The sequence below is a fragment of the Camelimonas abortus genome, from assembly GCF_042432745.1.
Taxonomy (GTDB): domain Bacteria; phylum Pseudomonadota; class Alphaproteobacteria; order Rhizobiales; family Beijerinckiaceae; genus Camelimonas; species Camelimonas abortus.
In genome coordinates this window covers 1,733,038-1,757,582 of the sequence record NZ_JBHLWR010000006.1, presented here as the reverse complement: position 1 = coordinate 1,757,582, position 24,545 = coordinate 1,733,038, and the positions used below count along the sequence as shown (strand labels likewise).

The window sequence follows — 24,545 nt, the reverse complement described above, 5'->3', positions numbered from 1 at the left end:
CAGGGGCGCCTGGACAACCCCACCGATCGCCCGCGGAGCCTTCGCTCCCGGACCAGCGCGCTGATGACGGGTTCATGACGCAGATGCCCACTCCCGGTTCGCGGCCGGTTCATGACAGCTTCCCCTTCACGGCGGAGGGGCGCGCCTTCATCGTGCAGCGTTGCGTGGAGGATGCGGCGGCGGCGGCCATGGCCGGCCGGCCGGTGCGCTGCGGCGAGGGCGCCCTCGCGCGGCCGGTGGTCGCCATCGGCAATTTCGACGGCGTGCACGCCGGCCACCGGGCGGTGATCGCCGAATGCCGGGCGCTGGCCGCCAGTCTCGGCCGTCCGGCGGCGGTGCTGACCTTCGCGCCCCACCCGCGCACCTATTTCAATCCGGATTCGCCGGTGTTCCGCCTCACCCCGGACGGGGTGGAGGCCACGCTGCTGGCCCGGCTCGGCCTCGACGGCATGATCGTGCTGCCGTTCAACGCCGGCCTCGCCGCCATGAGCGCCGAGGCGTTCTTTGACGACCTGCTGGCGCGAGCGCTCGGCGTTTCCGGCGTGGTGGTGGGGCACGACTTCCATTTCGGCAAGGGGCGGGCGGGCTCGCCCGATTTCCTGCGCGCCCGCGGCGCGGCCGCCGGCCTGCCGGTGCGCGTGACGCCCAAGGTGACGGCGGAAGGCGACGGGCCGGTGTCCTCCAGCCGCATCCGCGCCGCGCTCGAGGCGGGCGACGTGGCCGGCGCCAACGCGCTGCTCGGCTATCGCTGGTTCGTGCGCGGCGTGGTGAGCCACGGCCGCAAGGTGGGGCGCACCCTGAACTACCCCACCGCCAACATCCGCCTGGCGGACGACTGCCGCCTGGCGCATGGCGTCTATGCGACGCGCGTTCTGGTGGAGGGGCGGACGCATGACGGCGTCGCCAGCTTCGGCCGCCGGCCGATGTTCGACAATGGCGCGCCGCTGCTGGAGGTGCATCTGTTCGATTTCAGCGGCGACCTGTACGGGCGCGTCATCGACGTGGAGTTCGTCGCCTGGCTGCGCGGCGAAGAGACCTTCGACAGCCTCGACGCCCTCATCGCCCAGATGGACGCCGACAGCCGCAACGCCCGCCGCGTGCTGGCGGAAAATCCGCCGCCGCCCTCCGTGTTCCCTGGCTGAATTCCTGGCCGGGCTCCCTGGCCGCACTCCCGTGCCAGGCGCCGGCGGCCGCCGCGCCGCGGGGGCGGCGCGGCTTTCCTTTCAGGCCCCGGGGCGCGGCCTTTCCTTCCTGGCGGAATTCCACTATTCCGGAGCCATGTCGCCGCGCAGCTCCGCCGCCATGTTCCGAATTACCAGCCCGGCTTCCGCGTGACCGGAACGCGGAAGGCCGGGTTTTGCGCCAGTCGCGCGGCTGGGCGGCGGCCAGCCGGCGCTGGCGGGAGGCTGCGGGAGGGCGGCGCGCGGCCGCGCTCCCGGGCGCTCCGGAGTTCATCCGGCCGGATGCGCCGCGCAAGGCGCGGGGCGCGCGCAGGGCGCCCGGCCTGCGGGGCCTGACGCCGCGCGGCGTGCGACGGCCGGTTTTATCGCCAGATTTCCCGTCAGATCCGGCGGCGGCGCCCGCAGCCGCCGCGACGCCGGCAGAATGAGCCAGAAATGACCGACAGCAAGGCCGAAGCCCGCGACTACTCCAGCACCCTGTTCCTGCCCAAGACGGATTTTCCGATGCGCGCCGGCCTGCCCGAGCGCGAGCCGCATCTGCTGGAGCGCTGGAACCGCATCAATCTCTACCGGCGCCTGCGCGACCAGTCCAGGGACCGCCCGCGCTTCATCCTTCATGACGGCCCGCCCTACGCCAACGGCAACATCCACATCGGCCACGCGCTGAACAAGATCCTCAAGGACATCGTCACGCGCGCCGCCCAGATGTCCGGCTACGACAGCAACTACGTGCCGGGCTGGGACTGCCACGGCCTGCCGATCGAATGGAAGATCGAGGAGCAGTACCGGGCGAAGGGCCTCGACAAGGACCAGGTGCCGGTGCTGGAGTTCCGGGCCGAATGCCGCGCCTTCGCCGAAAAATGGGTGGACGTGCAGCGCGAGGAGTTCAGGCGGCTCGGCGTCACCGGCGACTGGGACAATCCCTATCTCACCATGTCGTTCGCGGCGGAGGCGCAGATCGCCCGCGAGCTGATGAAGTTCGCCATGAGCGGCCAGCTCTACCGCGGCTCCAAGCCGGTGATGTGGTCGGTGGTGGAGCGCACCGCCCTGGCCGAGGCCGAGGTGGAGTATCGCGAGCACGTCTCCACCACCATCTTCGTCAGGTTCCCGCTGGCGAAGGCGCCGCAGGGCCTTGAGGGCGCCTCGGTGGTGATCTGGACCACCACGCCCTGGACCATCCCCGCCAACCGCGCCATCGCCTATTCGCCGGACATCGCCTACGGCCTCTACGAAGTGACGGACGCGCCGGAGGACGCCTGGGCGAAGCCGGGCGACCGCTACCTGCTGGCCGACCCTCTGGCGGAGAAGGTGATGGGCGCGGCCAGGGTCAGCGGCTACCGCCGCCTCGCCGACGTCAGCGGCGCCCAGCTGGCCAGCGCCATGGCGCGCCACCCGCTGCACGGCCAGGGCTATGAGTTCGGCGTGCCGCTGCTGCCGGCCGACTACGTCACCGCCGACGCCGGCACGGGCTTCGTGCACACCGCCCCCGGCCATGGCGCCGACGACTACGCCACTTTCGTGCGCCACCGCGCCGCCTTCGCCGCCGCCGGCACCGATGAGGTGCCGCACACCGTGCAGCCGGACGGCCGCTATTTCGACCACGTGCCGCTGTTCGCCGGCGCCAGGGTGTTCGACGACAACGGCAAGGAAGGCGACGCCAACGCCCGCGTCATCGAGGCGCTGGTCGCGGCCGGGGCGCTCATCGCCCGCGGCCGGCTGCGTCACAGCTATCCGCACTCCTGGCGCTCGCGCGCGCCGCTGATCTTCCGCAACACGCCCCAGTGGTTCATCGCCATGGACCGCGACATCGACGGCGCCGGCGACACGCTGCGCGGCCGGGCGCTGGCGGCCATCGCCGAAACCCGCTGGGTGCCGCCGCAGGGCGAGAACCGCATCACCGCCATGGTGTCGGGCCGTCCGGACTGGGTGATCTCGCGCCAGCGCGCCTGGGGCGTGCCGATCACCGTGTTCGTCGACCGCCAGACCGGCGAGATCCTGCGCGACGAAAAGGTGAACGAGCGCATCGCCGCGGCTTTCGAGAAGGAGGGCGCCGACGCCTGGTTCGCCGACGCCGACGGCGCCCGCTTCCTCGCCCCGGATCATGATCCGGCCCGCTTCGAGAAGGTCATGGACGTGCTCGACGTGTGGTTCGACTCCGGTTCGACCCACAGCTTCACGCTCGAGACGCGCGAGGACCTGCGCCAGCGCCGCCGTCGCCCGGCCGGCCGCGACGCCGCCATCCCGGACCCGGCCTATGACACGGTGATGTATCTGGAGGGCTCGGACCAGCACCGCGGCTTCTTCCAGTCGTCGCTGCTGGAGGCCTGCGGCACCCGCGGCCGCGCCCCTTATGACGTGGTGGTGACCCACGGCTTCACGCTCGACGAGCAGGGCCGCAAGATGTCCAAGTCGCTGGGCAACACGCTGGCCCCGCAGGACGTCATCCGCCAGTCCGGCGCGGACATCCTGCGCCTGTGGACCGCCTCCACCGATTACTGGGACGACCAGCGCATCGGCCCGGAGGTGCTCAGGGGCGTCACCGACCTCTACCGCAAGATCCGCAACACCCTGCGCTGGATGCTCGGCTCGCTGCACCACTTCGACGGCGCCGCCCTGGTGGCTTGCGGCGACATGCCGGAGCTGGAGCGCTACATGCTGCACCGCCTGCACGAGGTGGGCGAGGCGGTGCGCCAGGCCTATGACGCCTTCGACTACAAGCGCGTGCTGGCGGCGCTGGCCCCGTTCATGACCACCGATCTGTCGGCCTTCTACTTCGACATCCGCAAGGACACGCTGTACTGCGACCCCATCTCCAGCACGGCGCGGCGCGCCGCGCTGACGGTGATCGACCAGATCTTCCGCTGCGTGACGCTGTGGCTCGCCCCCATCCTCGCCTTCACCGCCGAGGAGGCCTGGCTGAGCCGATTCCCCTCCGACGACGACTCCGTGCACCTGCAGCCGTTCCCGGAGCTGCCGGCCAGCTGGCGCGACGCGGAGCTGGCCGGGCGCTGGAGCCGCATCCGCAAGGTGCGGCGCGTGGTCACCGGCGCGCTGGAGCTGGCCCGCGCCGAGAAGAAGATCGGCTCCAGCCTCGAGGCCGCGCCCGTGGTGCATGTGGCCGACCCGGAGCTGCTGGCGGCGCTGGAGGGCGTGGACTTCGCCAGCGTGTGCATCACCTCGGCGATCACCGTTCTCGCCGGCGAAGGCGGAGCGGACGCCTTCCGCCTCGAGGAGGCGCCGGGAGTGGCCGTGACCTTCGCCCGGGCCGAAGGGCGCAAATGCGCCCGCTCGTGGAAGATCCTGCCCGAGGTGGGCTCTGATCCGGACTACCCGGACCTGTCGCTGCGCGACGCCGCCGCCATGCGCGAGCTGGAGCGGGCCCGCGCCGCCGGAGGCGCGGCGTGAGGCGCGGCGCGGCGCCTCCGGCGGCGCCGGCCGGCGCCGCCGCCGCCAGGCGCCGGCCGCTGCGCCTTGGCGTCGCGCTCGCCCTGCTGACACTGGTTCTCGACCAGGCCAGCAAGCTCTGGGTGCTGTTCGGCGCGCGCCTCGGCGAGGCGCCGCCCGTCGCCGTCACGCCCTTCCTCGATCTCACCCTGGTGTGGAACCGGGGCATCTCCTACGGCCTCTTCCAGATGTCTGACGCGGCCGGGCGCTGGCTGCTGGTAGGGCTCACCGCCCTCGCCACCCTAGCCATGGGCGTGTGGCTGGCGCGCACCCGCGACCTTATGACCGCGGCCGGCCTCGGCCTCATCGTCGGCGGCGCCGCCGGCAATCTCATCGACCGCGTCTGGTGGGGCGCGGTGGTCGACTTCGTGCATTTTCACGTGGGCGACTTCAGCTGGTACGTGTTCAACGTGGCGGACGCCGCCATCGTCGCCGGCGTGTTGCTGCTGTTGCCCGATTCCTTCCGCCGGCCCGGCGGGGAGGGCGCGGCGCCACACTGACGCCGCATCCGCCTGCTGCTGTGGGAAATCGCTCCGGAATGACGGCGGGGGCGCGCCGCGTCGCGCTCCCGCCGCCGTTCGGACCTCCGGCGGCGGGCGTATGGTCCGTTCCGGACGTCCCCAGGGGGTGGCGCCGCGCTGGCGGCCCGGCTAAAGTCGGGCCCGTCCGGCGACGGGACAGCCCGGCGACGGGGACGCACAAGGTCACACAGTTTGGCGCAAGGCAGGACGCCGGACGCCGAGAGGGAACAGCAAGCATGGCGCCCAGGCATTTCATGTCTCCCCATTCTGGCCGTCAGGGCGCGGCGCGCGTCGCCGTCGCAGCCGCCGTCCCCGCCGCGCGCGGCGTTCTCGCCCTGGCGCTTGCCGCCGCCGCCAGCCTCGCCGTGACGCTGGCCGCCGCGCCGGCGCGCGCGGAGGAGGGCGAGCTGGCCAAGAACCTGCTCGGCAAGCTCGGCGTGATCGATGAAGACCGCGAGCCCATCAGCTATCACGAGCGCCCGCCGCTGGCGCTGCCGCCCGCCTCGCTGAAAAACCTGCCGCCGCCGCGCCAGCCGGCGGCCAGGCGCGCCGGGCAGTGGCCGGACGACGCCGACCTGCAGCGCCGCCGCCGCGAGGCGGCCGAGCGCCAGAAGCCGGTGCCGTTCCCCAGCGACAACCAGGTGCGCGAGGGCGCCCGCCTGAGCGTCTACGAGCTGGAGCGGATCTCGCGCAAGCCGCGCCACTCGGCCGAGAACAGCGAGCCGCGCAAGGTGCTCGGCGACGGCCGTGAGGCCACCTGGGTCGATCCCGACAAGCTGCGGGCCACCGCCTCCAGCGGCGACGGCAGGAAGCTGGATCCCGGTTACGAGCCCGAGCGCCGCAGCCTGGTGGAGCCGCCAGGCGGCTATCGCAAGCCGGCCGCCGGCGCGCCGCTGCGCGCCACGCCCACCGCGCCGCTTCCCATCAAGCGGGACAACGCGCCCGAGCGCGATTTCCTGCAGCGCCAGGAAGACTGACGCGCCCGCCCCCGCGGGGGCGAACCGCCAGCAGCGAGTTTCCGCCTTGCCCGGCGCCCCGCGGAGCGCCGGGCAAGGCGCGTTCAGGGCCGGCCGTCCGCCGGGACCGCGGAGCGGGGATCGCCCGCCGCCTGGAGGCCTGCGGCGGTTTGAAAGCGGCCGGGCGATCGCTATGTTCTGCCTGAAAGGGCAGTCGCCGCGTCGCCGGCGCGCGACGGCGGCGCGGACATCACAGGGGCCGGCCTGCGGTCAGGCCGGCCAGTCAGGAGATTCCATGAGCAGTGGAGCAGCGCTCCGCATTGAAGGCGCGCCGGCGGCCGCCGGCGAGGGGCCCGCGGTTTACGCCAGCACGCTGGACAATGGCCTCGACGTCGTGGTCATTCCCGACCGCCGGGCGCCGGTGGTCACCCACATGGTGTGGTATCGCAACGGTTCGGCTGACGATCCGCCCGGCAAGTCGGGCATCGCCCACTTCCTTGAGCACCTGATGTTCAAGGGCACGCGGCTGCATCCGGAGGGCGAGTTCTCCGACGTCGTCGCCGCCATCGGCGGCCAGGAGAACGCCTTCACCTCCTATGATTACACCGCCTATTTCCAGCGGGTGGCGAAGGAGCATCTCGGCCGGATGATGCATTTCGAGGCCGACCGCATGCACAATCTCGCCTTCGACGAGGCGGTGGTCGGCCCCGAGCGCGAGGTGGTGATCGAGGAGCGGCGCATGCGCACCGACTCCGATCCCGAGCAGCGCCTGGCCGAGGCCATGGACGCGGCGCTGTTCACCCACCATCCCTACGGCACGCCCATCATCGGCTGGATGCACGAGATCGAGGGCCTGACCCGCGACGACGCCTTCAGCTACTACCAGCGCTTCTACACCCCCTCCAACGCCATCCTCGTGGTGGCGGGCGACGTGGAGCCGGAGGAGGCGAACGCCCTCGCCGCGGAGCATTATGGCGTCATCCCCGCCGCGCCGCGGCCGCAGCGGCGCCGGGTGCAGGAGCCGCCGCCCCAGGCGGCGCGTCGCGTCACCGTCGCCGACGCGCGCGTCGAACAGCCGCTGCTGCGCCGGCTGTATCTGGCGCCGTCCGCGCTCACCGGCGGCGCGCAGCTGGCCTGCGCCCTCGACGTGCTGGCCGAGCTGCTCGGCGGCGGCCCCACCTCCGTGCTCTACCGCCGCCTGGTGCTGGAGCAGGGGAAGGCGGTCTCGGCCGGCGCCTGGTATTTCGGCTCGGCCGTGGACATGACCCGCTTCGGCTTCTACGTCACGCCCGCCGCGGGCGTCAGCCTCGACGACATGGAGCAGATGCTTGACGCGGCGATCGCCGATTTCCTGGCGAAGGGCGTCAGCGAGGCGGATTTCCGCCGCGCCGTCACCCGGCTGGTGGCGGACATGACCTACGCCCGCGACAGCCAGGCGACGCTGGCGCGCGTCTTCGGCTCGGCGCTGGCCATCGGCGAGACGATCGAGGACGTGCGCGCCTGGCCGGCCCGCATCGCCGCCGTGACGCCGCAGGAGGTGATGGACGCCGCCCGCCGGTGGCTCGACGCCCGCGCCGCCGTCACCGGCCGGCTGGAGCCGGCGTGACCGCGCCGTTCGCCGTCGCGCCCGCGCGACGCTCCGGAACATTCGCCAGGGAATGTGGCGCCGGCGCTGCGACGCGCCGGCCCCACGTCTGACGGGAGCCCCATGACTGACCATGACGCAGCGCCTGCCGCCGGGGCAGGCCATTCCGATCCGCAGCGCGCCGCGGTGCCTGAGGCCCGCCGGTCGCCCGCCCACGTCCAGGAGGTGGTCTCGCCCGGCGGCGTGCGCGCCTGGCTGGTGGAGGAGCACGCCGTGCCCCTGCTGGCGCTGGAGTTCGCCTTCGTCGGCGGCTCGTCGCAGGATCCGGCCCGTCGCCCCGGCGTCGCCAACATGCTCTCCGGCCTGCTGGACGAGGGCGCCGGCCCCTATGACTCCGACGCCTTCCAGGAGCAGCTGGCCGACTACGCCGTCGAGCTGCGCTTCAGCGCCGACCGCGACGCTTTCCGCGGCTCTCTGAAGACCCTCGCCGCCAACCTGCCGAAGGCGGCGGAGCTGCTGCGCCTCGCCCTCGCCGAGGCCCGGCTCGACGCCGACGCCATCGAGCGCGTGCGCGGCCAGATCATCGCCGGCCTGCGCCATGACGCGTCCAATCCGGAAGTGATGGCCATGCGCGCCTTCAACGCCATGGCCTTCGGCGACCATCCCTACGGCCGCCCCGCCCGCGGCGATCCGGACAGCGTCGCCGCCATCACCCGCGACGACCTTTCGGCCTATCGCGCCGGCGTGCTGGCCCGCAGCAACCTGCATGTGGCGGCGGTGGGCGCCATCGACGCCGCCGGCCTCGCCGCCCTGCTGGACGTCGTGTTCGGCGACCTGCCGCAGGCCGCCGACCTCGTCGGGACGCCGCAGGTGACGGTGGGCGCGCCAGGGGCGGTGCGCGTCATCGACCTGGACACGCCGCAGACGGTGGTGCGCTTCGGCGCGCCGGGCCTGGCGCGGCTCGACCCCGACTACATGGCGGCCTATGTCGCGAACCACATCCTCGGCGGCGGCGTATTCTCCTCGCGGCTGTTCCGCGAGGTGCGCGAGAAGCGCGGCCTCGCCTATGGCGTCTCCAGCGGCCTGTATCCCATGCGCCATTCGGCGATGTTCTTCGGCGGCGTCGCCACCCAGAACGCCCGCGTGGCCGAATCGGTGGCGGTGATCGCCGGCGAGATCGCCCGCATGGGCGCCGAAGGGCCGACGGAAGAGGAGGTGCGGCTGGCCAAACAGTTTCTGATCGGCTCCTACGCGCTGCATTTCGACACCTCCTCGAAGATCGCCGGCCAGCTGCTGCAGCTCTCGCTGGACGGGCTCGACTCCGGCTATATCGACCGGCGCAACGCCCTGGTGGCGGCTGTGACGCTGGAGGACGTGCGCCGGGCCGCCGCCCGTTTCCTTGATCCTGCGCGGCTGCTGGTGGTGGCGGTGGGGCGTCCGGAAGGTCTGGCGGAACGGCCGGCGACGGCCTGAAGGCGGCGCGCGGCCCCTGCGGAGACGGCGGCGCGCCGGGCGATGGGGCGCGCAAGGGAGGCGGCGATGGCGGTGCGGCGGCTCGATCCGGTGCTGGTGGACCAGATTGCGGCGGGCGAGGTGGTGGAGCGGCCGGCCTCCGCGGTCAAGGAGCTGGTGGAGAACGCCCTTGACGCCGGGGCCACGGCCATCGAGGTGGTGGTGGAGGCGGGCGGACGCCGCCTGATCCGCGTCACGGACGATGGCTGCGGCATGACGCCGGAAGACCTGGAGCTGGCGGTGGAGCGCCACGCCACCTCCAAGATCCCGGACGGCGACCTGTTCGCCATCGCCACCCTCGGCTTCCGCGGCGAGGCCCTGCCGTCCATCGGCGCCGTCTCGCGCCTCACCATCACCACCCGCACGCGCGACGCCGCCGCCGCCAGCCGGATCACCGTGGAGAGCGGCCGCAAGGGGCCGGTGCGGCCCGCCTCGGGCGTGCCGGGCACGCGGGTGGAGATCGCCGACCTGTTCATGGCCACGCCGGCCCGGCTCAAGTTCCTGAAAACCGATCGCGCCGAGGCTCAGGCCGTGGCCGACGTGGTCAAGCGCCTCGCCATGGCCCATCCGGAGGTGGCCTTCGTCCTCGCCGGCGACCACCTCAGCCCCATCAACCTGCCGCGCGAGACCGGCGACGACGCCCTGCTGGCGCGCCTTGCGCGCCTGCTGGGACCGGATTTCGCCCCCAACTCCATCGCGATCGACGCCGAACGCGAGGGCGTGAGCCTCGCCGGCTACGCGGGCCTGCCCACCTGGCACCGCGGCAGCCCGGCGCACATCCACGTCATGGTCAACGGCCGGCCGGTGCGCGACCGGCTGTTCCAGGGCGCTGTGCGCGCCGCCTACATGGACGTGCTGCCCGCCGGGCGCCATCCGGCGCTGGCGCTGATGGTGCGCTGCGGTCCGCGCCATGTGGACGTCAACGTGCATCCGGCCAAGACCGAGGTGCGCTTTCGCGATCCCGGCCTGGTGCGCGGCCTCGTCGTCGGCGCGCTGAAGGAGGCGCTGCACCGCGCCGGCAGCCGCTCAGCCACCACCGGCGCCTCGCGCGCCCTGGCGGCGCTGCAGGCGGCGCGCGGCGAGGCGGGCGCGGCGCCCGCGCGCGCGCCTTCCGCCTAGGACAGCCGCTGGCGTCTGGCCCGGCCGCGCCACGCGCCGCCGCCGTCCGGCTGGCAGGCGCCGCTGGCGCCCGCCGCCCCGGCCGCAGGCGCCTTCGCCGAGGCACCTGAGCCGCGCCAGCAGGAATTCGCCGGACTGGTCGCGCCCTCCGCCGACGCGCGCGCGGCCATGCCGGGCGGCGACGCCGAAGGTCCGGCGCTGCAGGCGGCGCTGGACGAGGACGCCGCCCGCCAGGCCCGTCCGCTCGGCGCCGCCCGCGCCCAGATTCACGGGACCTACATCATCGCCCAGACTACGGACGGCATCGTCATCGTCGACCAGCACGCCGCCCACGAGCGGCTGGTCTATGAGCGGCTCAAGGCCCAGCGCAAGGGGCAGGGCGTGGCGCGGCAGCTGCTGCTGGCGCCGGAGATCGTCGAGCTGGATCCGGTGGACGCCGACCGGGTGCTCGCCGCGGCCGCGCAGCTGGAGAAGCTGGGCCTCGTGGTGGAGAGTTTCGGCCCCGGGGCGCTGTGCGTGCGCGAGACGCCGGCCCTGCTCGGCAATTGCGACCTGCGCCGGCTGGTGCGCGACGTGGCCGACGCCCTCGCCGAATGGGATCACCCCGGCGCGCTGGAGGAGAAGATCGACCACGTGCTGGCCACCATGGCCTGCCACGGCTCGATCCGCGCCGGCCGCCGCCTGCGGCCGGAGGAAATGAACGCTCTGCTGCGTGAAATGGAGGCGACGCCGCTATCCGGCCAGTGCAACCACGGCCGGCCGACCTCCATCGAGCTGAAGCTCTCCGATATTGAAAAGCTGTTCGGGCGCCGCTGAGACGGCGCGCCGTGAGGCCGGACCCGGCGGGCGGGGCCTGACGCGCCGCCCGCCGCGGCGGGGCCGTCCGTCAGGCGTCCGCGCCGCCGTCTCCCTGCGTCATGGCGCCGAAATACACCGTGGTCTCGCCGTAGGTCCGCCGCTCGTATTCGCGGAAGCCTTCCGGCCAGGCGAAGGCGGCGCCGGTCGCCTCCTCCACCACCACCAGCGCCTGCTCCTGCAGCCAGCCGCCGGCGCGTGCGCTGGCCAGCGCCTGCCCGGCCAGGCCGCGGCCATAGGGCGGATCGCAGAACGCCAGCGAAAACGGCGCCATGCCGCTGATCTGGCCGAGCCGCGTGGCGTCGCGCCGGAACAGCCGGCTGCAGCCGCCGAGGCCGAGGGCGTCCATGTTGGCGCGGATCAGCCCGCGCGCCTCCGCCGATTCATCGACGAACAGCGCCCAGGCGGCGCCGCGGGAGAGGGCCTCGATGCCCAGCGCGCCGGTGCCGGCGAACAGGTCGAGCACGCGCGCCCCCGGAACCGGATCGTCATAGGCGTGGGCGAGCACGTTGAACACCGCCTCGCGCAGGCGGTCGGAGGTGGGGCGCACCGCGTTGGTTCTGGGCGAGGCGAGGGGGCGTCCCCGGAATTTGCCGGCGATGATCCGCATCAGCAGCGCTCCATCCAGCAATGGCCAGCAGATGTCGTGACGGTTGGCGGCGGCCGCGCCGCCGTCCGCGCCCGGCGGGGGCGCGGCGGCGCGCAGGCGCGGGCCGGACCGGCGGCGCGCGGCTAGCGGCGGCCGCGCGGCTTGCCCGCGGGCTTGCCGGGGCGCGCGTTCTTGCCGCGGGGCGCGCCGGCGGCCGTATTGGCCCCCCTGGGCAGGCGGCCGGGCGCGGCCTTCAGCGCGCCGCCCCGGGCGGGCGGCTTCGCGGCGGGCGCCGGCCGGATCACGGCCGGGCGCGGCTCCGGCGCCACCTTCTCCACCAGCACGCGCCGCCCCTCCGGGCTGGTGACCACGCCGGCGCGCACATGGGCGCGGCGGGCGGCTTCAGCGCGGGCGGCCGCCGGATCGGCGCCGCGGCGCGGCTTGCGCGATCCCGCGGCGGCGCGGGCGGCTTCGGTTTCGGCGTCGCGCCAGGTGCTGCGCTTCAGCCCGACGCGCGAGCCCACCGGCTTCGGCGGCGGCGGATCGTTCTCGCCGGGGCGCCACGGGTCTGGCGTCGGCCGGGGCGCGCGGGGCGCCGCGGCGCCGGGCGCGAACCAGCCGTCACCGGCCGCGCCGCGCGCCTCCCGCGCGACGGGAAGCTTCCACGCCTTGCCCTTCAGCGCCTCGCGGAACTCCTCCTCCACGCCGGCGTCGAAGGCGGGATCGACGTTCTCGTCCTCCTGCGGCCTGCGGCGCGGCAGGCGCAGCGGCTGCGCCGGCGCCAGGCGGCCGCCGGCGGCGTCGCCGTCGCGCAGCGGCGATTCGAAATCGGCGCCGGCGCGGCGGGCGAGCTCCTCGCCCAGCTGGTCGCGCAGCACCGACAGCCGCACCTCCTCGGCGTGCCCCTCGGGCAGCTCGCCGAGCTGGAACGGGCCGAAGGAAATGCGGATCAGCCGGTTAACCCGGAGGCCGAGGTGTTCCAGAATGCGTTTGACCTCGCGGTTCTTGCCTTCGCGCAGGCCCACCATGAGCCACATGTTGTGGCCCTGCTGGCGCTGGATGGCCGCCTGCACCGGCCCGTAACGCACGCCGTCGATGGTGACGCCGTCCGCCAGCGCGTCGAGCGCGTCCTGGGTCACCGAGCCGAAGGCGCGCACCCGGTAGCGGCGCAGCCAGCCGGTTTCCGGATGGGCCAGCACCCGGGCGAGGCCGCCGTCATTGGTGAGCAGCAGCAGGCCCTCGGTGTTGATGTCGAGGCGGCCGATGGAAATGACGTGGGGCAGGCCTTCCGGCAGGTATTCGAACACCGTCGGCCGCCCTTCCGGGTCGGAGCGGGTGGTCACCAGGCCGGCGGGCTTGTGATACAGCCACAGCCGGGTGCGCTCGCGCTGCGGCAGGGGCTCGCCGTCGATGAAAATGCGGTCCGCCGGGCCGACGTTGAGCGCCGGGGAGAGGATTTTCTCGCCGTTCACGCTGACGCGCCCGTCGAGGATCATCTGCTCGGCCTCGCGGCGGGAGGCCACGCCGGCGCGGGCCATCACCCGGGCGATGCGCTCGCGGCCGTCCGGCCGCGCCACCGGCTGGGTTTTCGCGGTTTTCGCGCGCGGCCGGTCGCGCCCGGGGCGCGCGGGCCGCGCCGCTTTCGCCGCCGGCGCTTTCGCTCCGGCCGGCTTGCCCGGCCTGCCTTTCGCGGGGGCGGCCCTGGCGTTGCGCGCGGACGCGCCGCGTGCGGCGGCGCCACGCGCGTTCTTCCTGCGGCTTGCGTCGCCGCCATGCCCGTCGCCGCCGCGTCCGGGGCGGGAGGGGCGCCTGTCGTCCGTTTTGTCCGTCATCGCGGCGTGATAGCAGAGGACAGGCCGTCAGGCGAGGACAACCATGCGGTGGAACGATACTGACAATGCGCCCCAACGCCGCGCCGGCGCCTCGATGATGGAGGCGGCGCTGGCGGAGGCGCGCGCCGCCGGCGACCGCGGCGAAATTCCGGTGGGGGCGGTGATCGTGCGTCGCGGCGAAATCATCGCCCGCGCCGGCAACCGGCCGCGGGAGCTGAAAGACCCGTCCGCCCACGCCGAAATGCTGGCCATCCGCCAGGCGGCGCAGGTTCTGGGCAACGAGCGGCTGCTGGACTGCGACCTCTACGTGACGCTGGAGCCGTGCGCGATGTGCGCCGCGGCCATCTCCTTCGCGCGCATACGCCGGCTGTATTACGGCGCCGCCGATTCCAAGGGCGGGGCGGTGGACAATGGCGTGCGGTTCTACGCTTCCCCCACCTGCCACCATGCGCCGGAGGTTTACGGCGGCCTCGCCGAATCAGAGGCGGCGGCGCTGCTGCGCGCGTTTTTCGCCGGGCGGCGCTGAGGGGGGCTGCGGCGCGGGCGGAGCGCGTCGCCCGGCCGCCGGCCGCGGGTTGCGCGCGCCAGGGCTCCGCGCCCCAGGTTTCGTGCGTCAGGTCCGGCGGGCCGGGTTTCGCGCCCGGCGGGGGGCGGCGACATCCGGCGCGCGGGCCCGGCGACGGGGGCGCGCGCCATATTCGCCGGTCATGACCCGGCGACGGGGCTGCCGGCCATGGTGCGCCTGCTGCGCCGGCGCCCCTGCAGCCGGCCTCACGCGCGGCTCGCCAGCACCTTGTCCACGCGCAGCCCGTCCATGTCCATCACCTCGAAGCGCCAGCCGGCCAGCTCCACGCTGTCGCCGGGCTGCGGCAGGCGGCGCATGACGTCGATCACCAGCCCCGCCACCGTGTCATAGTCCCGCTCCTCCGGCAGGTCGATGCGCAACAGCTCCGCCATCTCGTCCACATGCATGGCGCCGGAGAGCAGCCAGGAGCCGTCGGCGCGGCGCACCGCCTCCTCCGCCTCGTCCTCCTCGCCCGCGTCAAAGGCGCCCGCGATGGCCTCCAGCACGTCCGCCGGCGTGACGACGCCCTCAAAGTGGCCGTACTCGTCGTGAACCAGCGCCATGGGCGTGGCCGCGTGCTGCAGCGTGCGGATGACGTCCAGGGCGCTGACCGTGTCCGGAACCACCGGCGCCGGGCGCAGCAGGTCGCGCAGGTCCGGCTCCTCGCCCCGCTGGGCCGCGCGCAGCAGGTCGCGCGCCGCCAGCACGCCGATGACATTGTCCGGCTGCCCGTCCGTCACCGGAAAGCGCGAGTGGACGCTGGCGGCGATGCGGGCGATGGCCTCCCGCGCCGGCGTGGCCACGTCGATGCTCTCCACGTCGAGGCGGGGCGTCATCACGCCCCGGGCGGTGCGGTCGCCAAGACGCAGCACGCCGCCGATCATCTGCTGCTCCTCGGCGGCGATCACCCCGGCGCGGCGCGCCTCCCGCACGATGTCGCGGATTTCCGCGTCGCTGATGTCCGGCCCGGCGTCGCCGCGCGCGCCCAGCAGCCGCATCGCCGCCCGGGTGCCGGCGTCCAGCAGCCACACCAGCGGCGCCGCCAGCCGCGACAGCGCCGCCAGCGGCGGCGCCGTCAGGCAGGCCAGCCGCTCCGGATCGCGCAGCGCCAGCTGCTTCGGAACCAGCTCGCCGATGATCACCGACAGCACGGTGATGAGCGTCACCACCGCGCCATAGCCCAGCGAACCGGCGAGGCGCGGCGGCAGCCCCGCCTCCGCCAGCAGCGCCGACAGCCGCTCGCCCAGGGCCGCGCCTGAAACCGCGCCCGCCAGAATGCCGATGAGCGTGATGCCGACCTGCACCGTCGGCAGGAAGCGGCCGGGGGCGCCGGACAGGGCGAGCGCCGTCTGCGCGCCGCGCGCGCCCCGCTCCGCCATGGCCCGCAGCCGCGCCGGCCGCGCCGACACGATGGCCAGTTCGGACAGCGCGAACAGCCCGTTGAGGACGGTCAGCAGGAGCACCACCACTATTTCCAGCACCGTCGCCTCCGGCCGTCCGGCCGCCTGTTTCCCCGCCGCAGGGCAGCATGCGTGTTGCCGGCGGCCAGATCAACGCCGTCGCCATATCCGGCGCATGTGCGCTTGCGGGCGCCTTCCGGCCGCGGGCTGTGGTAAAGGCCGTCGCGGCTGCATTATGCTGGACGCCAGGCTGGCGTCCGGCGCGGGCGGCCGGTCCCGTTCCGGAAGCGGCCGGCGCGCCGGCGCCAGCCGCGCAGATGTCAACGCAGGTTCCCGCCTGATGATCGTGTCACCGCCACAGGGGCGCCGCTGGCTCCCCAACGTCTGGGACGTGGCTGCGTTCGCGCTGGTCGTGGCGCTGATGGCGGCGATCGCCGCGGGCGCGCGCGACATCAACGCCCCGCTGGAGGCGCTGCGCTCGCCGCCGGTGAGCACGGATCCCGCCCATCTGCCCTATTACGCCCTGCGCACCACGCTGCGCATGCTGGCGGCCATGGTCGCCTCGCTGGCCTTCACCTTCGCCTTCGGCGCGCTGTGCCTGCGCAGCCGGCGCGCGGCGCAGCTGCTGGAGCCGGCGGTGGACATCCTGCAGTCGGTGCCGGTGCTGGGCTTCCTCACCTTCACCGTCGCCTTTTTCCTCGGGCTGTTTCCCGGCCAGGTCGCGGGAGCGGAGATCGCCGCCATCTTCGCCATCTTCACCAGCCAGGCCTGGAACATGGCGCTCGGTTTCCTGCACGCGGCGCGGGCGACCCCGCGCGATCTTGAGGAGGCGGCGCGCTCCCTGCAGCTCTCCCGCTGGCAGTTCTTCTGGCGGCTCACCGCCCCGTTCTCCATGCCGGCGCTGGTGTGGAACATGATGATGTCCATGTCAGGCGGCTGGTTCTTCATCGTCGCCTCGGAGGCGCTCACCGTCGGCGACCAGCACATCCTGCTGCCGGGCGTGGGCTCCTATCTCGCCATGGCCATCGACGCCCGCGACCTGAGGGCGGTGGGCTACGCCGCCCTCACCATGGCGGTGGTGGTGCTGGTCTATGACCAGGCGCTGTTTCGGCCGCTGCTGGCCTGGTCCCACAAGTTCCGCATGAGCGGCGACGTCGACGACAGCCCGGCGCCGGAGGCGTGGCTGCTGGCGCTGTTCCGGCGCACGCGCGCGCTGCGGGCGCTGGTGGCGCCGGTGAGCCAGGGGCTGCGCCGGCTCGGCCAGCTGCGGCTGGATTTCGGTCCGCCGCGCCGGCGCCGGCGGCGGACGCCGCCCTGGCTCGCCCGCGCCGCGGACGTCGCCTGGGGCGCGCTGCTGCTGGCCTGCGTCGCCGGCTCCTGCTGGCACGTGGCCGTTTACGTGCGCGCCGCCCTCGGGCCGGAGGACTTCATCGAGGCGCTGCGCCTTGGCTTCATCACCTTCCTGCGCGTGGCGGCGACCGTCGTGCTGGCCAGCCTGGTGTGGACGCCGGTGGGGGTGTGGATCGGCATGCGGCCGCGGCTGGCGGCGCGCATCCAGCCGCTGGTGCAGTTCGCGGCGGCGTTCCCTGCCAACCTGCTGTTTCCGCTGGTGGTGGCGGCGATCGTGCGCCTGAACGGCGACCCCAATATCTGGCTCACGGCGCTGATGGCGCTGGGCGCGCAGTGGTACATCCTGTTCAACGTCATCGGCGGGGCCACGGCCATCCCCGGCGACCTGCGCGAGGCCGGGCGCAGCCTGCGCCTCGCCGGGCTGCTGCGCTGGCGCCGGCTGATCCTGCCGGCGGTCGCTCCCTATTATGTCACCGGGGCGATGACCGCGGCGGGCGGCGCCTGGAACGCCAGCATCGTCGCCGAGGTGGCGCAGTGGGGCGACGTCACCCTGTCGGCCAGCGGTCTCGGCGCCTACATCGCCGTCGCCTCCGCGGCCGGCGACATGGCCCGGGTGACGCTGGGCGTCACGGTGATGTCGCTGTTCGTGCTGGCGCTGAACCGGGCGGTGTGGCTGCCGCTGCGCGACTGGTGCGAGCGGCGCTTCAGGCTATGACGGAACGGGGCGGCGCCGCCGGCGCCGGCCCCAGGCGGAACCGCGCCTCCGGGCGCGGACAGGCGGAGAAGATCGCATGACGCGCGAAAGCCCCGGTCGGCAGGCGGAGCGGAACGGCAGGCCGGTCCTGCTGGAGGTGCGCAACGTCCGGCGTGATTTCGCCAAGGCGAGCGGCGAGGCGCTGACCGTGCTCGACGGCGTCAACCTTGAGGTGCGCCAGGGCGAGATCATCGGCCTGCTCGGCCGGTCGGGCTCGGGCAAGTCCACGCTGCTGCGCATCGCCGCCGGCCTCCTGGCGCCCACCTCGGGCGAGGTGCTGTTCCGCGGCGAGCCGGTGGAGGGGCCGCCGCGCGGGGTCTCCATGGTGTTCCAGAGTTTCGCTCTGTTCCCCTGGCTCACGGTGCAGGAGAACGTGGAGCTCGGCCTCGAGGCGCTGGGGCTGGACACGCCCGAGCGCCGCCGCCGGGCGCTGCAGGCCATCGACCTCATTGGCCTGGACGGCTTCGAGAACGCCTATCCGCGCGAGCTCTCCGGCGGCATGCGCCAGCGCGTCGGCTTCGCCCGCGCCCTGGTGATGCACCCGGACGTGCTGCTGATGGACGAGCCGTTCTCGGCCCTGGACGTGCTTACCGCCGAGACGCTGCGCACCGACCTCATCGACCTGTGGATGGACGAGCGCCTGCCCATCGGCGCGGCGCTGATCGTCACCCACAACATCGAGGAGGCGGTGCTGCTGTGCGACCGCATCCTCGTGTTCTCCTCCAACCCCGGCCGGGTGGCGGCCCAGGTGCGCATCACCCTGCCGCATCCGCGCAACCGGCAGGATCCGCGCTTCCACAAGGTGGTGGATGACGTCTACGCCCGCATGACCCGCCGCAGCCGCGCCGGCGCCGACGTGGCGGCGGACATGACGCTCGCCCTGCAGCCGGTCTCCACCAACATCATGGCCGGCCTGATGGAGGCGCTGGCCGACGAGCCCTGGAACGGCCGCGCCGACCTGCCCGAGCTGGCCCGGGACCACCAGCTGGAGGCCGACGAAATGGTGCAGCTGGGCGAGGCGCTGCAGCTGCTGGGCTTCGCCGACATGCGCGACGGCGACCTGCACCTCACCGACGCCGGCTTCGCCTTCGCCGAAATGGAGACCGACGCGCGCAAGGAGCTGTTCGCCGAACAGCTGATGCGCCACGTGCCGCTGGTGCGCGGCATCGTCGAGGAGCTGGAGCAGCGCCCCGGCCACCGCGCCCCCGCCGCCCGCTTCCGCGAGCGCCTGGAAGGGGCGATGTCGGAAAGTTACGCCGAGCAGACGCTCAACACCGCCATTGCCTGGGGGCGCTACGCCGAGCTGTTCACCTATGACGAACAGACCGAGCTCTTCAGTCTCGACGAAGGCGAATAAAGGAAAACGCCGCTTTCTTGCATGGCGGTTCGCCGGCGGGCGCGGACTTTGCTTTTTGCAGTGTTGACAATAATATCACGCGCAAGTAATTTTTACGTCATCTTTTGATGGCGGTTCCGGGGGGCGTCAGGCGCCATGGCGCGCGGAGGCCCCCGGGGCGACGGTGCGCGAAGGGAGCACGCCCGGGGCCGGCGGCTCCCGCTGCCGAGGCTGACGTCACAGGGGGGGCGATCGCGCCGGCGGGCATCCCGCCAGCGCGAACCGTCCCCTTTTTCGTGCGCCGCCGTTGCGGCCGCCGGAGCCGGAGGGCGTGCGGACGTCGCCGCGGCCGCCGCCGCCCGCACGCCGGTGGTTGCGCGAGAAACCGCTCGCCAAAGGGCGGCCTGAAGGTTCTAATATCGGGGAGAAACGTTGCGGGAGGTCGCTCCGGAGCGGAATGCGCCAGCCGGCGGCCCCTGCGGTCCGTCCCGGCGGCGTCCGCGAACGGGAACGCCGCCGCAGCCCATGGCGGCTGGACCCGGTGATGACCCGAACGGGAACAGGAGACCTGACTGATGACGTATGCACGTAACGAAGTCGCCCTGTCAGACGCCCGCCGGCGCGCCGCGCGCGCCATCGCCGCGACGCCGCCGGACCGGCGCCGGACGCTGCTGCTCGCCGGCCTCGCCGCCGGCGCGGCGCTGGCCGCGGCGTGGTTCGCCGTCTCGCCGGCCATGGCGCTGTCCATGCATGAGTGCAGCGCCCGCTACAAGGCGGCGCAAAGCGCCGGCACGCTCGGCGGCATGACGTGGAACGAATTCCGCAAGACCCGCTGCGCCGACGCCGTCGCGACCGCCGCGCCCGCGGCTCAGGCTCCTGCGCCCGCCGCCGCTGCGCCTGCGGCTCCGGCTCCTGCGCCCGCCGCCGCGCCGGCGGCCCGCTCGCAGACCGCGCCGGTCCGCGCCGGCGGGCCCGTGTTCCCCACCGCGGTCTCGCCGAAATACGCCAGTGAAAAGCCCGCCCGGCAGCGCATGAAGACATGCCTGGACCAGTACAACGCCAACAAGGCGACCAACGCCAACGGCGGGATGAAGTGGATCCAGAAGGGCGGCGGCTATTACAGCGAGTGCAACCGTCGCCTGAAGGGCTGACGCGTCCGGCCTGCGCCGCAGTTCCTGCGGCGGTGAACGGGGCGGTCTCCGGCGGGCCGGACGCCGCCCCATATCCGTTTGCGCGCTGGTTGCGCGCGGACGTGCGCGCCGGCGCCGCCTGCGGCCCCGTCATGCGGCCGCCGCATGCGCGGCGGCGCCGGCGGGCGCCGGGCGCGGGCCGCTGCGTCTTGGCCGCTCCGCGCCGGGCATGTAGAACTCCGGGGGCCGGCCCGCGCGGCCGGCGGGCGTGACAGGGCCCGGGGCGGGCGGCGCGGGCAGGAAACGACGGACGATGAAATACGAGGGCGTTCAGGCGCAGGACACCGGCTGGAGCCGGGTGCTTCCCTGCGAGGCGATCATCAATTTCCGGGACTTCGGCGGTTACGCCACCGCGGCCGGCGGCCGTGTGGTCACCGGCCGGCTGTTTCGCGCCGCCCACCAGCACGAGGCCACCGACGCCGACCTTGCGCTGATGGCCCGGCTCAATCTCGCGCTGGTGGTGGACCTGCGCCGGCCCACCGAGCGCCGCACCCAGCCCTCGCGCCGGCCGCCCAACTGGCGCGGCCAGGTGATCGAGAACGACATCGGCGACGAGGCTGAGACGCCGCATCTCACCTTCCTGCGCCGCACCGACGTCACCCCGGCCGCCATCGAGGAATATCTGCAGGGCTATTACCGCAAGGCGCTGCACGAGGAGCGCCACATGGACCTGTTCGCCCGCGCCCTCAAGGCGCTGCCGCAGACCGACGGGGCGGCGCTGGTGCACTGCGCCGCCGGCAAGGACCGCACCGGCCTGCTGGTCGCCCTGGTCCACACGGTGCTCGGCGTGCACCGCGACGACATCATCGCCGACTACCTGCTCACCAACGAGCTCACCATGACCGGGGCGCGCCGGGCCGAGGTGCAGAAGCGTCTCTCCGGGGCGCTGGGCCGGCCGGTGCCGGACGAGGCGGTGCACGCCTTCCTCGGCGTGGCCGGCCATCACCTGGAGATCGCCTTCGATTCGGCGAAGGAGCGCTACGGCTCGGTGGACGGCTATCTCACCCGTCTTGGCGTCACCAGCGCCGACCGCGACGCCATCATCGCCCGCTACACCGCGTGAGCGGCGCGCCGCGCGGGCCCTTGCCGGCGCACGCCGGCGCGGCTATCGCAGGGACAGGCCGGGAAGGGCGTCGCCCTTCCGGCGCGACAGGGCGTGAGGGGCGGCGACGGGCATGGCGCTGACGGGGAAGAAAATCGTGATGGGCGCGGCGACCGCGCTGTTCGTGGCGGGCATCGCCGCCATGGCCTTCATGCAGGACGCCGAGGACGTGTTCGAGGTGGACGACAGCGTCGTCTCCGAAACCCCGACGCGGCCGCTGCTGCCCGCCGAGCAGGCGGCGCTGGCGAAAACGCTGTCGCCCGGCCTCAATGATCCGTCCTCGGTGCAGTGGCGCTGGCCGCCGCTCGACACCCGGACCTTCGGCAAGGGCAGGGGACAGTACTGCGGCTATCTCAACGCCAGAAACGGCGAGGGCGTCTATCTCGGCTTCCAGCCGTTCCTCGCCGCGGTGCGCACGGCGCGCGGGCAGATCCGCTCCGGCGAGCTGGCTCTGGTGGCCACCGACGACGAAGCCCTGGCGGTGGTGCGGCGCATGTGCGCCGAGGCCGGCTACGTGATTCCCTGACGCCGCGCGCGGGGCCGGCGCCGGCCCCGCCTCAGAACGCGCACTCGCGGAACGCCGGCAGCACCGAGCCGCCCCACGGGCCGTGGAACCGCTCCAGCAGCTTTTCGGCGTTGTTGCGCCCCTCCGCCACCATCTGCTGCAGCGGCGCGAGGTAGATGCGCTCGTCCTCGCCGGCGGCGTTGCGGCGGGCGCGGCGGGCCAGCCCCTGTTCGGACAGTTTCAGGGTTTCGGCCGCCAGTTCGCGGGCGCTGCGGCCGCGGATGCGGGCGGCGAAGCCTTCGCGCGGAACGTCGTCGCGCAGCTGCTGGCGCTCCTGCGCCGTCCACTCGCGCACGATGTCCCACGCGCCGTCCAGGGCCGCGGAATCATACAGCAGGCCGGTCCAGAAGGCGGAAAGGGCGATGATCATGTCGCGGTCGCCCACGTCGGCGCCGCGCATTTCGAGGAAGCGCTTCAGCCGCACTTCCGGGAAAATGGTGGAGAGGTGGTTGGCCCAGTCGGCGACCGAGGCGGTCTCGCCCGGCAGCTGGGCGAGGCGGCCCGCCAGCAGGTCGCGGAACGACGCCCCGGCGACGTCGACGTACGCGTCGCCGCGCTTCACGAAATACATCGGCACGTCGAGGGCGTAGTCGACATAGCGCTGGAAGCCCATGCCGTCCTCGAAGGCGAAGGCCAGCATGCCGGTGCGGTCCGGATCGGTGTCGCGCCATATGTGCGAGCGCATGGAGAGGAAGCCGTTGGGCGCGCCCTCGGTGAAGGGCGAATTGGCGAACAGCGCCGTGGCCACCGGCTGCAGCGCCAGCGACACGCGCAGCTTCTTCACCATGTCGGCTTCGCTGCTGAAATCGAGGTTCACCTGCACCGTGGCGGTGCGGAACATCATGTCGAGGCCGAGCGCGCCCACCTTCGGCATGTAGCGGCGCATGATGTCGTAGCGCTGCTTGGGCATCACCGGCGTCTGCGCGCGCGTCCACAGCGGGCTCATGCCGAGATGCAGGAACTTCATGCCCAGCGGTTCGGCCACCGCCTTCACGTCGGCGAGATGGGCGTCCAGCTCGGCGGCGGTGTCGTGCAGGGTGGGCAGCGGCGCGCCGGAGAGCTCGAACTGGCCGCCAGGCTCCAGCGAGATGGCGCCGCCGTCCTCGCCGTAAAGGCCGATGGGATGGTCGCCCTCCATGATCGGCGACCAGCCGGTGCGCGCGGCGAGCCCCTCCAGCAGGGCGCGGATACCCTTCGGTCCCTCATAGGGCGCCGGGCTGTTGTCGGCGGCGTAGAAGGGGATTTTCTCGTGCTCCGTGCCCAAGCGCCAGTCGCTGGCCGGGCGACAGCCGGATTCCAGCCAGCCGACCAGCTCGTCAGGGGAACCGATTGGCGTGGAATCGGAGACGTCGCGCGCCATGTGTTTCTTTCCGGAAATGTCGCTGGTGGCCCTGCGCCGCAACGGTTCTCCGCCGCGGCGGCGTACGGCGGGCCGGTGGCTCCGGTTCGCCGCGCGCCCTGATTTCATAAGGGCCCGGACGGGCCCCGGCAATCTCCGGCGTCGCCGGGCGGCGGCCACGGGCGAAAAAAGCTGCGCCGGCCGGCGTGGATCAGCGCTGCGCCGGCGCGCCGGTCCAGTCGCCGGCGGCCGCCTGCGTCACCGCCAGCGCCGCCACCGCCGCCGTGTCGGCGCGCAGGATGCGCGGCCCCAGCGAGATGCGCGCCGCCTTCGGCATGCCGGCCAGCAGCCGCCGCTCCGCGTCGGTGAAGCCGCCCTCCGGCCCGACCAGCACCGCCAGCGGCGTCCCGCGCGGAATGGCCGCCAGCGTCTCCAGCGGATTGCCCGCCGGCGCCTCCTCGTCGCAGAAAATCAGGACGCGCTCAGGCTCCAGCCGCGCCAGCGCCGCCGGCAGACGTTCCCCGGCGGCGATTTCCGGAACGGCCAGCAGCCCGCACTGTTCGGCCGCCTCGATGGCGTTGGCCAGCATGCGGTCGAGATTGACCCGCCGCGCTTCGGTGCGTTCGGTGATCACCGGAACGAGGCGGCTTGCGCCCATCTCCGTCGCCTTCTGCGCCATGTAGTCGAGGCGGGCGTGCTTGAGCGGCGCGAACAGGTAGTGCAGGTCCGGGCCGCGGCTCTGGGGGCGGGTCTGCTCCTGCGGCGTCACGGTCACCGCGCCGCGGCGCAGCGCGGAGACGCTGGCGCTCCATTCTCCGTCGACGCCGTTGAACAGCAGCACCCGCGCGCCCTCCTGCAGGCGCAGCACGTTGGCCAGATAGTGGGACTGCTGCGGCTCAAGCGTCAGCGCCGGCGCGGGCCGGCCGTCGCGGACCAGCGGCTGGGCGACGAACAGGCGCGGCGCGCGGCGGTCCCGGTTGCGGGCGTTGGAGGCGTCTGTGGCGTTCAAGGCGGTTTCCTGCGATGCGTGCGTGCGGGGCGGCGCGGGCCGGCCGTCGCGCCCGGCCGGAGGGCGGCCGCGCCGCCGGATGACGCATATTGATCAATCCGGGCGAAAGGCGCTACCAGTGTCAGGCCCGGCCTGCGTCCCGTCAGGGACACATTTGTGACCGATACTCCGCGCACGGACTTGCCGCGGGCCTGCGAAACCTGCGACAACGCCGCGATCGCGGGGTCTGCGGCGGCCTGCGCGGTGGAACGCGGACACGCGCGGCCGGGGCGTCGCGCCGGCCGGCTCCGGCATGTCAGGCCGCCGGCCTGGCGCCGGGCGGCCCGCCAGGACACAGACGG

The 24,545-nt window shown here is 73.5% G+C and carries 17 protein-coding genes and 1 pseudogene; 13 read left to right on the top strand and 5 right to left on the bottom strand.

Annotated elements, in window-relative coordinates:
* Window positions 1-188: 188 nt before the first annotated feature.
* The 7 genes and pseudogenes from ACFFJB_RS09920 to mutL all read left to right on the top strand — a co-directional run bounded on the left by ACFFJB_RS09920 (window position 189) and on the right by mutL (window position 11,134).
* The gene (locus tag ACFFJB_RS09920) at window positions 189-1,142 is read left to right on the top strand and encodes a bifunctional riboflavin kinase/FAD synthetase (RefSeq protein ID WP_376832633.1); all 954 of its coding nucleotides are present in this window, start codon (window positions 189-191) and stop codon (window positions 1,140-1,142) included.
* 474 nt (window positions 1,143-1,616) lie between these two features.
* Window positions 1,617-4,586, top strand: a complete 2,970-nt coding sequence (gene ileS / locus ACFFJB_RS09915) for an isoleucine--tRNA ligase (protein WP_376831118.1) — start codon at window positions 1,617-1,619, stop codon at window positions 4,584-4,586.
* Entirely contained in the window at window positions 4,583-5,125 is a 543-nt protein-coding gene (lspA, locus tag ACFFJB_RS09910; protein ID WP_376831116.1) for a signal peptidase II, read from the top strand. Before ileS ends, lspA begins: the two co-directional genes overlap by 4 nt.
* A 257-nt stretch (window positions 5,126-5,382) precedes the next feature.
* Entirely contained in the window at window positions 5,383-6,123 is a 741-nt protein-coding gene (locus tag ACFFJB_RS09905) for a hypothetical protein (RefSeq protein ID WP_376831114.1), read from the top strand.
* Between the two features lie 274 nt (window positions 6,124-6,397).
* Window positions 6,398-7,708, top strand: coding sequence for a M16 family metallopeptidase (locus tag ACFFJB_RS09900; RefSeq protein ID WP_376831112.1), 1,311 nt, complete (start codon window positions 6,398-6,400; stop codon window positions 7,706-7,708).
* 102 nt (window positions 7,709-7,810) lie between these two features.
* Window positions 7,811-9,160 (top strand): M16 family metallopeptidase, encoded by a 1,350-nt coding sequence (locus ACFFJB_RS09895; RefSeq protein WP_376831111.1) that lies wholly within the window; start codon window positions 7,811-7,813, stop codon window positions 9,158-9,160.
* Between the two features lie 66 nt (window positions 9,161-9,226).
* Window positions 9,227-11,134 (top strand): annotated as a pseudogene (gene mutL, locus ACFFJB_RS09890) (DNA mismatch repair endonuclease MutL).
* Window positions 11,135-11,204: 70 nt separating this feature from the next.
* On the opposite strand, the gene rsmD reads toward mutL, so the two are convergent.
* Window positions 11,205-11,783, bottom strand: coding sequence for a 16S rRNA (guanine(966)-N(2))-methyltransferase RsmD (rsmD, locus tag ACFFJB_RS09885; protein WP_376831109.1), 579 nt, complete (start codon window positions 11,781-11,783; stop codon window positions 11,205-11,207).
* A 122-nt stretch (window positions 11,784-11,905) separates the two neighbouring features.
* Window positions 11,906-13,339, bottom strand: coding sequence for a pseudouridine synthase (locus ACFFJB_RS09880; protein ID WP_376831107.1), 1,434 nt, complete (start codon window positions 13,337-13,339; stop codon window positions 11,906-11,908).
* A 298-nt stretch (window positions 13,340-13,637) separates the two neighbouring features.
* On the opposite strand from ACFFJB_RS09880, the gene ACFFJB_RS09875 reads away from it, so the two are divergent.
* Entirely contained in the window at window positions 13,638-14,120 is a 483-nt protein-coding gene (locus tag ACFFJB_RS09875) for a nucleoside deaminase (RefSeq protein WP_376831105.1), read from the top strand.
* Between the two features lie 245 nt (window positions 14,121-14,365).
* Here the strand turns inward: ACFFJB_RS09875 and ACFFJB_RS09870 are convergent, their stop codons facing one another.
* The gene (locus ACFFJB_RS09870; protein ID WP_376831103.1) at window positions 14,366-15,640 is read right to left on the bottom strand and encodes a hemolysin family protein; all 1,275 of its coding nucleotides are present in this window, start codon (window positions 15,638-15,640) and stop codon (window positions 14,366-14,368) included.
* 259 nt (window positions 15,641-15,899) lie between these two features.
* Here ACFFJB_RS09870 and ACFFJB_RS09865 point away from each other — a divergent pair, with 259 nt between their 5' ends.
* From ACFFJB_RS09865 to ACFFJB_RS09845, 5 genes are all read left to right on the top strand, one after another.
* The gene (locus ACFFJB_RS09865) at window positions 15,900-17,624 is read left to right on the top strand and encodes an ABC transporter permease (RefSeq protein WP_376831101.1); all 1,725 of its coding nucleotides are present in this window, start codon (window positions 15,900-15,902) and stop codon (window positions 17,622-17,624) included.
* A gap of 76 nt (window positions 17,625-17,700) precedes the next feature.
* The gene (locus ACFFJB_RS09860; RefSeq protein WP_376831099.1) at window positions 17,701-19,020 is read left to right on the top strand and encodes an ABC transporter ATP-binding protein; all 1,320 of its coding nucleotides are present in this window, start codon (window positions 17,701-17,703) and stop codon (window positions 19,018-19,020) included.
* 554 nt (window positions 19,021-19,574) lie between these two features.
* The gene (locus ACFFJB_RS09855; RefSeq protein WP_376831097.1) at window positions 19,575-20,150 is read left to right on the top strand and encodes a hypothetical protein; all 576 of its coding nucleotides are present in this window, start codon (window positions 19,575-19,577) and stop codon (window positions 20,148-20,150) included.
* A 292-nt stretch (window positions 20,151-20,442) separates the two neighbouring features.
* Window positions 20,443-21,252, top strand: coding sequence for a tyrosine-protein phosphatase (locus tag ACFFJB_RS09850; RefSeq protein ID WP_376831096.1), 810 nt, complete (start codon window positions 20,443-20,445; stop codon window positions 21,250-21,252).
* A gap of 112 nt (window positions 21,253-21,364) precedes the next feature.
* Window positions 21,365-21,817 carry a hypothetical protein gene (locus ACFFJB_RS09845; RefSeq protein ID WP_376831094.1) on the top strand — a complete coding sequence of 151 codons (453 nt, stop codon included), beginning with the start codon at window positions 21,365-21,367 and terminating at the stop codon, window positions 21,815-21,817.
* Between the two features lie 31 nt (window positions 21,818-21,848).
* Here ACFFJB_RS09845 and ACFFJB_RS09840 read toward each other — a convergent pair whose 3' ends face one another.
* Window positions 21,849-23,216, bottom strand: coding sequence for a glutamate--cysteine ligase (locus tag ACFFJB_RS09840; protein ID WP_376831092.1), 1,368 nt, complete (start codon window positions 23,214-23,216; stop codon window positions 21,849-21,851).
* Between the two features lie 190 nt (window positions 23,217-23,406).
* Window positions 23,407-24,204 (bottom strand): 16S rRNA (uracil(1498)-N(3))-methyltransferase, encoded by a 798-nt coding sequence (locus ACFFJB_RS09835; protein ID WP_376831090.1) that lies wholly within the window; start codon window positions 24,202-24,204, stop codon window positions 23,407-23,409.
* Window positions 24,205-24,545 lie beyond the last annotated feature (341 nt).

Excerpts from the sequence above, each read along its gene's own strand:
- ACFFJB_RS09920 (WP_376832633.1), top strand. The coding sequence starts at position 189 with ATGGCCGGCCGGCCGGTGCGCTGCGGCGAGGGCGCCCTCGCGCGGCCG.
- ileS (WP_376831118.1), top strand. The coding sequence starts at position 1,617 with ATGACCGACAGCAAGGCCGAAGCCCGCGACTACTCCAGCACCCTGTTC.
- ACFFJB_RS09905 (WP_376831114.1), top strand. The coding sequence starts at position 5,383 with ATGGCGCCCAGGCATTTCATGTCTCCCCATTCTGGCCGTCAGGGCGCG.
- ACFFJB_RS09850 (WP_376831096.1), top strand. The coding sequence starts at position 20,443 with ATGAAATACGAGGGCGTTCAGGCGCAGGACACCGGCTGGAGCCGGGTG.
- ACFFJB_RS09875 (WP_376831105.1), top strand. The coding sequence starts at position 13,638 with ATGCGGTGGAACGATACTGACAATGCGCCCCAACGCCGCGCCGGCGCC.
- ACFFJB_RS09900 (WP_376831112.1), top strand. The coding sequence starts at position 6,398 with ATGAGCAGTGGAGCAGCGCTCCGCATTGAAGGCGCGCCGGCGGCCGCC.
- ACFFJB_RS09860 (WP_376831099.1), top strand. The coding sequence starts at position 17,701 with ATGACGCGCGAAAGCCCCGGTCGGCAGGCGGAGCGGAACGGCAGGCCG.
- ACFFJB_RS09865 (WP_376831101.1), top strand. The coding sequence starts at position 15,900 with ATGATCGTGTCACCGCCACAGGGGCGCCGCTGGCTCCCCAACGTCTGG.
- rsmD (WP_376831109.1), bottom strand. The coding sequence starts at position 11,783 with ATGCGGATCATCGCCGGCAAATTCCGGGGACGCCCCCTCGCCTCGCCC.
- ACFFJB_RS09895 (WP_376831111.1), top strand. The coding sequence starts at position 7,811 with ATGACTGACCATGACGCAGCGCCTGCCGCCGGGGCAGGCCATTCCGAT.
- ACFFJB_RS09840 (WP_376831092.1), bottom strand. The coding sequence starts at position 23,216 with ATGGCGCGCGACGTCTCCGATTCCACGCCAATCGGTTCCCCTGACGAG.
- ACFFJB_RS09845 (WP_376831094.1), top strand. The coding sequence starts at position 21,365 with ATGGCGCTGACGGGGAAGAAAATCGTGATGGGCGCGGCGACCGCGCTG.
- ACFFJB_RS09855 (WP_376831097.1), top strand. The coding sequence starts at position 19,575 with ATGACGTATGCACGTAACGAAGTCGCCCTGTCAGACGCCCGCCGGCGC.